Raw genomic sequence first — 10,994 nt, forward strand, 5'->3', positions numbered from 1 at the left:
TTAGTTTGTCTAGCATCTAAAATAAAAATTGACGTTTCACGTTGTTTGTTTCGTTCAGTTTTCAAAGAACTACTTGGTCGCTCATTTGCGACTCCCTTATGTTAACATCTTCGTTTTTCGATGTCAACTAAGTTTTTCAATTTCTTTTTTGTCGTTTTCTGCGTTTCCGCATCAGCGACGATTATTAATATATCATACGAAAAAATGAAATGCAACACCTTTTATAAACTTTTTTCAAATTAACTACATTTCTTTTTTAATATCATATACTTAAACGAAATATCTCTTTCATTTCTAAGAGATTCCTACATATATTCTATATAAAGTCACTCTATCCAAAAACGTTTCTTTCTATAATAAACGTTTTATTTATATACGATACCATACAAGGAGGAATATATATGGACTATACCGATTTATTAATCAAACTAGGTCTCTCGGCTATTTTAGGGTTCGCCATCGGTTTAGAGCGCGAATTAAAACGTAAACCACTTGGTTTAAAAACGTGTTTAGTTATTTCTATCATTAGTTGCCTCCTGACCATTGTTTCTATTAAAGCAGCTTACAATTTACCACATACTGATCATATGAATATGGACCCACTTCGACTTGCCGCTCAAATTGTATCAGGGATTGGTTTTTTAGGTGCCGGTGTTATTTTACGTAGAGGAAACGATAGTATTGCCGGGTTAACAACTGCTGCTATGATTTGGGGCGCATCTGGTATTGGTATCGCTGTTGGAGCTGGGTTCTATATCGAAGCGATTTTTGGAATGTGTTTCCTTATGATTAGCGTTGAACTTATACCATTAACAATGAAATTTGTAGGACCTAGATCATTTCGTCAACGTGATATCGCAGTAAAACTTGTTGTGCGAAAGATGGACAATATCCCGGTTGTAATTGAGGAAATAAAAGAAATGGATATAAAAGTGAAGAATATGAAGCTTAAAACGTTAGAAAATGGTTCTCACTATTTACATCTTAAATTATGTATCGATCAAAAAAGACATACTGCTGATGTTTACTATGCTCTCCAGCATCTCGAAAGTGTTCAACAAACTGAAGTAGAAAGTATGTAACGTAAAACAAACTCTCTTTTAAATTAGAGAGTTTTTCTTTTTTCTATAATGGCAACAATGAATGTAGTCCTGCAAAGTAAGGAGGAATAGGCAATTGAAATCCCGTCCGAATTTAGTAGATACATTTCGTGATTCCATTATTTTTCGTTTAATTTGCTTTATTGTTATACTTACTGCTTTTTCCGGCTTTCTTATACATAGATTAGAACCATCACACTTTACCACATGGTTTGATGGAATTTGGTGGTCAATCGTTACAATTTTCACTGTTGGTTATGGTGACTTTGCCCCTCATACACTAATCGGGAAACTTATCGGTATGAGTATTATTTTATTAGGAACTGGATTTTGTTCTTATTATATGGTGCTGTTTGCTACTGAAATGATTAATAAACAATATATGAAAGTTAAAGGAGAAGAAGCTGCGACTTCTAACGGTCATATGATTATTGTCGGCTGGAATGAACGAGCAAAGCATGTTGTAAAACAAATGCACGTATTACAACCAAACCTTGATATCGTTTTAATTGATGAAACACTTTCTTTACTGCCAAAACCATTTCATCATTTAGAATTTATAAAGGGGTGCCCCCATCACGACCAAACGTTATTAAAAGCTAATATTACAACGGCTCACACCATATTAATAACAGCTGATAAAGAAAAAAACGAAAGCTTAGCGGATACACAGTCCATTTTAAATATTTTAACTGCAAAAGGGCTCAACCCAAACATTCACTGCATCGCTGAACTTCTTACCTCTGAACAAATACAAAATGCAACGAGAGCTGGCGTATCAGAAATTATAGAAGGAAATAAATTAACGAGCTATGTATTTACCGCTTCTCTTTTATTCCCTTCCATTTCAGGTGTACTATTTTCACTTTACGACGAAATCTCTGATAATAAATTACAACTGATGGAGCTTCCCATGTCCTGCACCGGACAAACTTTTGCGAATTGTAGCTATACTCTTTTAAAGCAAAACATTCTCTTACTAGGTATAAAGCGCGACGAACAATATATGATTAATCCAGTTCATTCCTTTGTTCTCATTGAAAGCGACATACTCATTGTTATTCACCATTAGTAAAATGACGCTCTAATTCTTGCATGAGCACTTTCCCAATATTGATATATTTTCTTTTCACATCTCCATCTGGATCTTTCGGCTCAGCAAATTGATCCATTCCACTCGTTCCAGCTGTTAAAGTATTTACATGATCATCTAGTTCGTCTTGATATACGTGCGAAAGAATATACGGCGTTCCAAGACGAACTATTACGCCGGGTACATCTAGTTCTCCATCAATTGCTGTAAATGGCACTCGTAAAAATTGATAGCCGTCTTCTTCATCGATTTTATAATCAAAGCATCCTTTATCATAATCCCAATTGCCACCAATGCTATATCCGAGTGGCTTCATTATTTCTTCTAACTTATATAACGCATATGTACGTCCTTCTAAATTTGAATGAATCGGAATCAAGTCCATCCCTCCTAGACTTTTTCTTTAGCATACCCACTCTAGTTTGAATATACTGATGGACTTTTCGATGAAATAATAAAAAGCGGCCGGATCCGGCCGCTTTTTATTATTTTAAACGCTCTTCTAATTCTGCTTTTAATTCTTCAAATCCTGGTTTACCAAGTAAAGCAAACATGTTTTTCTTGTATGCTTCTACTCCTGGTTGGTCAAATGGATTTACGCCTAATAAGTAGCCGCTCATCGCACATGCTTTTTCGAAGAAGTATACAAGGTAACCAAATGTGTACTCATTTAATTCAGGAATATTTACGATTAAGTTTGGTACTCCGCCATCGCTATGTGCAAGTAGTGTACCTTCGTATGCTTTCGTGTTTACGAAGTCTACAGTTTCACCAGCAAGGTAGTTTAATCCATCTAAATCGTTTTCTTCTGATTCGATTGTTAGTTCATGTGTAGGTTTACCTACTTTTAGAACTGTTTCAAATAAGTCACGACGACCTTCTTGAACGTATTGACCTAATGAATGTAAGTCAGTTGAGAAGTTTGCTGAAGATGGGAAAATACCTTTTTGATCTTTTCCTTCACTTTCACCAAATAACTGTTTCCACCACTCAGCGAAGTATTGAAGTGCTGGCTCATAGTTAACAAGCATTTCAATTGTTTTTCCTTTATTGTATAGAGCGTTACGAACTACTGCGTATTGGTAAGCTGGGTTTTCTTCTAGTTCTGATGTACCGAAGTCCTCACGACCAGCAGCTGCACCTTTCATCATCTCTTCAATATTTAAGCCACTCACTGCGATTGGCAATAAACCAACTGGCGTTAATACAGAGAAACGTCCTCCAACATCATCTGGAATAACGAATGTTTCGTAACCTTCATTATCAGCTAATGTTTTTAATGCACCACGCGCTTTATCTGTAGTTGCATAAATACGTTTGCGAGCTTCTTCTTTTCCATACTTTTCTTCTAATAACTTACGGAAAATACGGAATGCTAGTGCTGGCTCTGTTGTTGTACCTGATTTGGAAATAACGTTAATAGAGAAGTCTTTGCCTTCTAGTACATCCATTAAATCTTTCATATAAGTGGAGCTAATGTTTTGTCCAACAAATAGCACTTGTGGAGTTTTACGTTGTTCTTTAGAAAGTGTGTTGTAGAAAGAATGGTTTAACATTTCAATTGCTGCACGTGCTCCTAGGTAAGAACCACCGATACCTACAACAAGTAAAATGTCAGAGTCATTTTTAATTTTTTCTGCGCATTTTTGAATGCGAGCAAATTCTTCTTTGTCATATTGAAGCGGAAGGTCTACCCACCCAAGGAAATCGTTCCCAGCTCCAGTTTTTTCGTGGATTGCGTGATGTGTTACTTTCACTGCATCACGTAAATAAGTGATTTCATGTTCACCGATGAAGGATAACGCTTTAGAATAGTCGAACGTTACATGTGTACTCATCTTTTTCCCTCCAATTATGGATATGTATTTCTGTATTCACTTTAGCGAAACTGAAGTTGTAAATCAAGCGATTCACCCCTTGTAAACGTAACCAATATATATTTTTTAAAAAAAGTTCATTTTTTGCATAAAAATTCGCATTTTTCGGTATAGATGTATATACATCCTATTTCGAACATTTTTTATGTATAAAAACAACATAACTACCCCATTCTATAAAAGAGTTAATTAACTCATCGCTTGCTCATGCTTCACAATTAAGGGGGCTTTTTCATGAGTACTTTGCAACGTATCGCATTAGTCTTTACTGTAATTGGCGCTGTAAACTGGGGATTAATTGGGTTCTTCCAGTTTGACTTAGTGGCAGCCATTTTCGGTGGACAAAACTCAGCTCTTGCACGTATTATTTACGGCATCGTCGGTATTTCTGGGCTGATCAATCTTGGTTTACTCTTTAAACCATCAGAAAATCTTGGTACTCACCCAGAAACGAACGAAATTCGCTAGTCAGTATGTCCTTACTCACCTTCGACATACGAATATGATTGCATGCAATCATATTTGCAAATATATATCATAAGAAAAAGTAAAAGAGGAACGCTCATATGCGCTCCTCTTTTACTTTGTTAACTCAGACTCTTCAATCCATTCTGTTAGCTTTTCTCGCAGCGTATTAAATCCGTCCTTAGATGGATTCGGTATAAGAATCCGTCCTTGTTTTCTTTTCGCCGCTTTTAACGATAAACTCATTTTTCTGTGTTCTTCATCAATTGAAAGTACTTTTACTTCTACTGTATCGCCGACTTTTAAAAAGTCATGAATATCCTTTACATATCCATTTGTAATTTCAGATATATGCACAAGTCCTTGTGTTTCTGCATCTAACGCTACAAATGCACCGTAATCTTGAATCCCAGTCACTTTCCCTGTTACAACCACTCCTGTTGTATATTGTTCTGACATATGAAACACTCCCATACGTTTACCATTTTCTCTACAATTGTAGATAGCAAAGCAGATGATTTATTGTTAAATATCCGATTAGTTAATACGTACCGTAAGTAAAGCTACTCAGGATACGCATACCTTATATTAGTAAATTATACCACTATGACAGAGCTCATTCAAAATTCATGAAAAAATTTCCTTAAGTAAGTATAATTCTCCAATATTAGGATAGAATACTAACACATGGCTTTCTAGTATTCCCCCCCTTTTATGGACAAAACGTATTGTGTTTTGTCCTTTTTTTATTCTCTATAAACCGTTCCATTCTCTTCGTTGCTTCCATAAGCTGTTCAAGCGATGTTGCATACGAACAACGAATAAACCCTTCGCCACTTTCGCCAAATACACTTCCAGGTACAACAGCCACTTTTTCTTCTAATAATAACTGTTCTGCAAATTCCGCTGAAGATAGTCCAGTTGAAGAGATTGAAGGAAAGACATAAAATGCTCCGCCCGGCACGTGACACGTTAATCCCATTTCATTGAAAGATGTCGTCATAAAATTACGGCGTTTCTTATAGCTATCTCTCATCCGAATTACTTCATCATTCCCGGCACGTAACGCTTCAAGTGCTGCGAACTGAGACATCGTTGGGGCACACATCATAGAATATTGGTGAATTTTGAGCATTAATTCTGAAAAATGAACAGGAGCTGCAATCATACCAAGACGCCATCCTGTCATTGCAAATCCTTTTGAAAATCCCGAAATTAAAATCGTATGCTCGCGCATATTTTTAATACTCGCGAAACTTGTATATGCTTCGTCGTATACAAGTTCTGCATAAATTTCATCAGATAATACGATTAAATTGTACTTCTCAACAATCACTGCTATTTCTTCAAGCTCGGACTTGTTTAACATTGCACCTGTTGGGTTATTTGGTGAACAAAGTAAAATTGCCTTTGTCTTCGCTGTAATAGCTGCTTCAATTTGTTCTGGTTGTACTTTAAATTCATTTTCTAAAGTAGTCGCCACAGGAACTGGAACGCCTCCAGCTAATGTCACAAGCGGGGCATAAGAAACGAAACTTGGCTCAATAATGAGTACTTCATCATCAGGATTTATAATGGCGCGCATCGCTACATCTAACGCCTGACTTGCTCCAACTGTAACAATGATTTCATCGTTTGGATCATAAGAAACTGCAAATTGTTTTTTTAGATACTTTGCTATTTCTTGACGGAGCTCCAATAATCCTGCATTTGCTGTATATGACGTATATCCTTGTTCTAAAGAACGGATACATGCTTGCCTCACATTCCAAGGTGTAACGAAATCAGGCTCTCCTACTCCAAGCGAAATAACACCTTTCATATTTGCTGCTAAATCGAAAAACTTTCGAATACCAGATGGTTGTAAAGATTCCGCTGCTCTAGATAGTTCAAATTGCTTCATGGTGTCACCACAATTCGCTTATCATCATCGTTTTTTTCATAAATAATCCCCTCATGTTTATACTTCTTCAAAATAAAATGCGTTGTCGTAGAAACGACAGATTCAATTGTTGCTAATTTCTCAGAAACAAACATCGCCACTTCTCCCATTGTCTTTCCCTCTAATGTAATAGAAAGGTCATATGTCCCTGACATTAAATACACAGATTTCACTTCTGAATAACGATAAATTTGCTCAGCAACCGCATCGAACCCAACGCCGTGCTTTGGCGTAACTTTCACATCAATCATTGCCGTTAAACCTGTATGTTCTTTCACCTTCGTCCAATCGATATGTGTTACATAATCCACGATAATCTTTTCCGCTTCTAATTTTTCAACCATTTTCTTTACTTCTTCTACTTCTATATTTAACAGCTTCGCTAATGTATCTACAGATAATCGACTACTTTTTTCAAGACAAGCTAATAATTCTAATTCTTTTTCTGTCACCATATAAATCATCCTTCCTTTTCGTTTGTGTCTAAATTATACAAATAGCCTTTCCAGTTTGAAAAGAAGATTTTTTTAGTGAATTATGTCAAAATAAAGTGAAACTTTAATCCATGGAAAGGTTCACCCCATGGATTATTAGCCCGCTCCAATCGGGCTTGATCTCCCACCTCACTTCTTTGTCTCAACCGTCTTTTTAGGTGGGAGTCTTACTGCTCGTTAAAGCGGGGTAAAGTGAAACTTTACTCAGCAGAAAAATGCATGATAAAGCGAAAGGGGATGGAATCGTGAAACCAAAAGTTTATATTGCTGAACCAGTTCCAACATTTGTAGAAAACTATTTATCAGAACACTGTGATTATGAAAAATGGGAGCAAAATGAGAAGGTACCTCGTGATGTTCTACTAGAGAAAATACAAGATAAAGATGGTTTATTAAATTTCGGATCTGCTATTAATGAAGAATTATTGGAGGCGGCTCCTAACTTAAAAGTAGTAAGCAACATTTCTGTCGGTTACGATAATTTTGATTTACAAGCGATGGAAAAGCGCAATGTCATCGGAACAAATACACCTTACGTACTAGATGATACAGTAGCTGACCTCGTTTTTGCTCTTATGTTATCTGCTGGTCGTCGTGTTTGTGAACTCGACTCCTACGTAAAAATGGTAAATGGAATGCGGAAATTGGAAAAGAGCACTTTGGGCTAGATGTACACCATAGTACAATCGGCATTATCGGTATGGGCCGAATTGGTGAAGCTGTTGCAAAACGAGCGAAATTCGGATTTGATATGGATGTTCTTTATTATAACCGTCGCCGAAAAGAAGAAGCTGAACAAAAATTCGATGCTACATATTGTGATTTACAGACACTTCTAAAGCAGTCTGACTTTATCGTTCTTCTTACTCCATTAACAGATGAAACGTACCATCTTATCGGAGAAAAGGAATTTTCATTCATGAAAGAAACAGCTATCTTCATTAATGCTTCTCGCGGGAAAACAGTAGATGAAGAAGCGTTAATCGATGCGTTAACAGAAAAGAAAATCTTTGCAGCAGGCATCGATACGTTTACACAAGAGCCGATTCAAAAAGACAATCCGCTCTTATCATTACAAAATGTTGTGACCTTACCACATATCGGATCTGCAACATTAAAAACTAGGCAACAAATGGCTATGACCGCCGCTGAAAATTTAGTTACAGCGTTACAAGGAAAAACACCGCCTAATATTGTTCGCGGGTAATACTGAATATACGAAAGGCAAGATGACATCGTCATCTTGCCTTTTTTTGTTAACATATTTTTTTCTGCCTTGGAAATGATATGAACAAAAATCAATGGAGTGACAAAAAATGAATCACGAATCTACTTGTCCTTATTTCACTTTTCCCACTCGCGGCACTACTGTTCATTACGAATTGTATGAACATGAAAATAAAACAGAACGTCCTACTTTCGTACTCGTTCACGGCTTTTTATCTTCCTCATTCAGCTACCGCCGTCTAATTCCTTTATTATCAAAAGAAGGAACAGTCATTGCCCTTGATTTACCACCGTTCGGGAAGAGTGATAAGTCTCATCTATTTAAGTATTCTTATCATAATTTAGCAATGATTATAATCGATTTAATTGAACACTTATCTCTCTCAAACATTGTGTTAGTTGGACATTCTATGGGCGGCCAAATTTCACTTTACGTAAACCGTATACGTCCTGAATTAATTTCAAAGACAATTTTACTATGTAGCTCTAGCTATTTAGCACGCGCAACTTTACCTTTACTGTACTCTTCTTATTTACCGTTCTTTCATTTATACGTAAAGAATTGGATTATACGGCGCGGCATTGTTCATAACTTAATGAATGTCGTTCATGATCATTCATTAATTGACGATGAAATGAAGGCCGGTTACTCTGCTCCTTTTTATGACAACCGTATATTCCCCGCTTTAACTCGTATGATACGAGATCGTGAAGGTGACTTATCTTCAACTGAATTACAAAAAATCGAAACACCTACGCTACTCATTTGGGGTGAAAAAGATCGGGTCGTCCCTGTACATGTGGGTCATCGTCTGCACAAAGATTTACCGAATTCGAAATTTATTTCTTACGAAAATACAGGGCATTTACTACCTGAAGAAAAACCGGAACATGTTTATGAAGAAATTATGGCTTTTTCTGCGCAGTAATATAAAAAGGCTGTCGGAAATTCCGACAGCCTACAATGAACAACTTCCGCCTTCTTTTATTACAAGTAATTCCACAGCTAACTTCTCACATTTTTCAAGCGCAGGTACTTCCTCAAAAGACATAAAGTATATATGTTGAATCTTCTTTGCGATGTATTTTGAATCATCAAACACACTTGCGACGTTCACAACATCGCTCGCTTCTGTTTCATAAAACTCCGGTCCCATTTGAAACGGATCCCAATTCTTCACAACCTCTATCATCTTTTCATATGTACCCATTCGCTTCCCGCCTTTTCACTTTTTAATACTTTTCTTTATCCTATCACATCAGCTATTCTATAAGAAGAGAGAGAAATTTCATAACTTAACGGTTTTACAGAAGAAGGGGGCAAACTTATGCAACTATTTCATAAAACAGTCAATCGACGTGGAACCCATAGTATAAAATGGGATACATATAAAAACGAAGAACTTATCCATGCTTGGATTGCTGATATGGATTTTGAAGTACCACAACCAATTCAAGCTGCTTTAAAGAAACGTATCGAGCATCCTATTTTCGGCTATACACTTCCTCCCGAAAATATTGGCGATATTATTTGTAACTGGACAAAAAAACAGTACAACTGGGATATTCAAAAAGAGTGGATTGTCTTTAGCGCCGGAATCGTTCCAGCTCTTAGTACGAGCATACAGGCCTTCACAAAGGAAAACGAATCCGTTCTCGTACAACCACCTATTTATCCCCCATTTTTCGAAATGGTCACAACAAACAACAGACAATTATGCGTAAGTCCATTACAGAAACAAAATGATACATATGCGATAGACTTTGAGCATTTAGAAAGGCAATTTCAACAAGGCATTAAACTCATGCTTCTTTGCAGTCCTCACAATCCGATAGGGCGTGTTTGGACGAAAGAGGAACTAACAAAGCTTGGATCTTTATGTACCAAATATAATGTAATCGTTGTCGCAGATGAAATTCATTCCGATATTATTTACGCAGATCATACACATACACCGTTCGCTTCTTTATCCGAAGAATTAGCAGCGCGCACGATTACTTGTATGGCTCCAAGTAAAACATTTAATATCGCTGGATTACAAGCATCGATTATTATCATTCCAAATGAAAAACTCCGTCAAGCCTTTACATCTATCCAATATAGACAAGGCTTCCACGGATTAAATATATTTGCCTATACAGCGATGGTAAGTGCCTATACAGAATGTAACGATTGGCTAAATGAAATTCGATTATATATAGAAGATAATGCTCAATTTGCTTGTAAATATATGAAAGATCACATACCTACTCTTTCCGTAACGAAGCCAGAAGGTAGCTTTTTATTATGGATTGATTGCTCTCGCCTACAGCTTTCTCAAGATGAGCGCACTAAATTGCTCGAAGAAAAAGGAAAAATTATTGTTGAGCCTGGTGAGAAGTACGGATTAGGCGGCGAAGAACATATTCGAATTAACATCGGCTGTCCAAGGTCTGTTTTAGAAGAAATTTTAAATAGACTGCGCCATACGTTTTCATAATAAGAAAGGAGACTGTTTGGGACAGCCTCCTTTGTCAACTTTTGTCGGTAAGTCGATATATTTTAAAAATCGCCGATATATTTTGAGTTACGGTCGATATATTCCAATAATCGCCGATATATTTTAAGTTACAGTCGATATATTCCAATAATCGCTGATATATTTTAAGTTACAGTCGATATATTCCAATAATCGCTGATATATTTTCACTTACACTACACAAAAAAGCTACCGCGCACGGTCATAGCCATCAAGTTTAAAAAATAAGTCCGATGCCTTTTGGCATCGGACTTATTTTTTAAAACTTGAGAGTAGA

At 36.5% G+C, this 10,994-nt stretch carries 11 protein-coding genes and 1 pseudogene; 6 read left to right on the plus strand and 6 right to left on the minus strand.

What is annotated here, in order from left to right; translation table 11 throughout:
- Positions 1-401 precede the first annotated feature (401 nt).
- Positions 402-1,082 (plus strand): MgtC/SapB family protein, encoded by a 681-nt coding sequence (locus tag PDQ33_RS26465; RefSeq protein WP_000386678.1) that lies wholly within the window; start codon positions 402-404, stop codon positions 1,080-1,082.
- Between the two features lie 94 nt (positions 1,083-1,176).
- The gene (locus PDQ33_RS26470) at positions 1,177-2,172 is read left to right on the plus strand and encodes a potassium channel family protein (protein ID WP_000842331.1); all 996 of its coding nucleotides are present in this window, start codon (positions 1,177-1,179) and stop codon (positions 2,170-2,172) included.
- Here the strand turns inward: PDQ33_RS26470 and PDQ33_RS26475 are convergent.
- Entirely contained in the window at positions 2,159-2,572 is a 414-nt protein-coding gene (locus tag PDQ33_RS26475) for a YugN-like family protein (protein ID WP_000612285.1), read from the minus strand. The two genes, PDQ33_RS26470 and PDQ33_RS26475, sit on opposite strands and share 14 nt — an antisense overlap.
- A gap of 106 nt (positions 2,573-2,678) precedes the next feature.
- Positions 2,679-4,031 (minus strand): glucose-6-phosphate isomerase, encoded by a 1,353-nt coding sequence (locus PDQ33_RS26480; protein ID WP_000103660.1) that lies wholly within the window; start codon positions 4,029-4,031, stop codon positions 2,679-2,681.
- 273 nt (positions 4,032-4,304) lie between these two features.
- Between PDQ33_RS26480 and PDQ33_RS26485 the strand changes: the two genes are divergently transcribed.
- A complete protein-coding gene (locus PDQ33_RS26485) occupies positions 4,305-4,538 on the plus strand; it encodes a DUF378 domain-containing protein (RefSeq protein WP_000105788.1) in 234 nt (77 codons plus the stop codon).
- Between the two features lie 111 nt (positions 4,539-4,649).
- Here PDQ33_RS26485 and yugI read toward each other — a convergent pair whose 3' ends face one another.
- From yugI to PDQ33_RS26500, 3 genes are all read right to left on the minus strand, one after another.
- Positions 4,650-4,994, minus strand: coding sequence for a S1 domain-containing post-transcriptional regulator GSP13 (yugI, locus tag PDQ33_RS26490; protein WP_000003767.1), 345 nt, complete (start codon positions 4,992-4,994; stop codon positions 4,650-4,652).
- A 253-nt stretch (positions 4,995-5,247) separates the two neighbouring features.
- Positions 5,248-6,438 (minus strand): aminotransferase, encoded by a 1,191-nt coding sequence (locus tag PDQ33_RS26495; protein ID WP_000808516.1) that lies wholly within the window; start codon positions 6,436-6,438, stop codon positions 5,248-5,250.
- Positions 6,435-6,932 carry an Lrp/AsnC family transcriptional regulator gene (locus tag PDQ33_RS26500; RefSeq protein ID WP_000255699.1) on the minus strand — a complete coding sequence of 166 codons (498 nt, stop codon included), beginning with the start codon at positions 6,930-6,932 and terminating at the stop codon, positions 6,435-6,437. Before PDQ33_RS26500 ends, PDQ33_RS26495 begins: the two co-directional genes overlap by 4 nt.
- 254 nt (positions 6,933-7,186) lie before the next feature.
- On the opposite strand from PDQ33_RS26500, the pseudogene PDQ33_RS26505 reads away from it, so the two are divergent.
- Together PDQ33_RS26505 and PDQ33_RS26510 are read left to right on the plus strand one after the other, a co-directional pair.
- A pseudogene (locus PDQ33_RS26505) lies at positions 7,187-8,178 on the plus strand (2-hydroxyacid dehydrogenase).
- Between the two features lie 109 nt (positions 8,179-8,287).
- Positions 8,288-9,127 (plus strand): alpha/beta fold hydrolase, encoded by an 840-nt coding sequence (locus tag PDQ33_RS26510; RefSeq protein ID WP_270756884.1) that lies wholly within the window; start codon positions 8,288-8,290, stop codon positions 9,125-9,127.
- A 30-nt stretch (positions 9,128-9,157) separates the two neighbouring features.
- Here PDQ33_RS26510 and PDQ33_RS26515 read toward each other — a convergent pair whose 3' ends face one another.
- Positions 9,158-9,409 (minus strand): YugE family protein, encoded by a 252-nt coding sequence (locus PDQ33_RS26515; RefSeq protein ID WP_000537636.1) that lies wholly within the window; start codon positions 9,407-9,409, stop codon positions 9,158-9,160.
- A gap of 117 nt (positions 9,410-9,526) precedes the next feature.
- On the opposite strand from PDQ33_RS26515, the gene PDQ33_RS26520 reads away from it, so the two are divergent.
- Positions 9,527-10,678 (plus strand): MalY/PatB family protein, encoded by a 1,152-nt coding sequence (locus PDQ33_RS26520; protein ID WP_061131733.1) that lies wholly within the window; start codon positions 9,527-9,529, stop codon positions 10,676-10,678.
- Positions 10,679-10,994 lie beyond the last annotated feature (316 nt).

Source organism: Bacillus cereus group sp. Bc031, from assembly GCF_027716265.1.
In the GTDB taxonomy this organism is placed as follows: Bacteria; Bacillota; Bacilli; order Bacillales; family Bacillaceae_G; genus Bacillus_A; species Bacillus_A paranthracis.

Coding starts and splice junctions, on each gene's coding strand:
- PDQ33_RS26465 (WP_000386678.1), top strand. CDS start 402: ATGGACTATACCGATTTATTAATCAAACTAGGTCTCTCGGCTATTTTA.
- PDQ33_RS26480 (WP_000103660.1), bottom strand. CDS start 4,031: ATGAGTACACATGTAACGTTCGACTATTCTAAAGCGTTATCCTTCATC.
- PDQ33_RS26485 (WP_000105788.1), top strand. CDS start 4,305: ATGAGTACTTTGCAACGTATCGCATTAGTCTTTACTGTAATTGGCGCT.
- yugI (WP_000003767.1), bottom strand. CDS start 4,994: ATGTCAGAACAATATACAACAGGAGTGGTTGTAACAGGGAAAGTGACT.
- PDQ33_RS26495 (WP_000808516.1), bottom strand. CDS start 6,438: ATGAAGCAATTTGAACTATCTAGAGCAGCGGAATCTTTACAACCATCT.
- PDQ33_RS26500 (WP_000255699.1), bottom strand. CDS start 6,932: ATGGTGACAGAAAAAGAATTAGAATTATTAGCTTGTCTTGAAAAAAGT.
- PDQ33_RS26510 (WP_270756884.1), top strand. CDS start 8,288: ATGAATCACGAATCTACTTGTCCTTATTTCACTTTTCCCACTCGCGGC.
- PDQ33_RS26515 (WP_000537636.1), bottom strand. CDS start 9,409: ATGGGTACATATGAAAAGATGATAGAGGTTGTGAAGAATTGGGATCCG.
- PDQ33_RS26520 (WP_061131733.1), top strand. CDS start 9,527: ATGCAACTATTTCATAAAACAGTCAATCGACGTGGAACCCATAGTATA.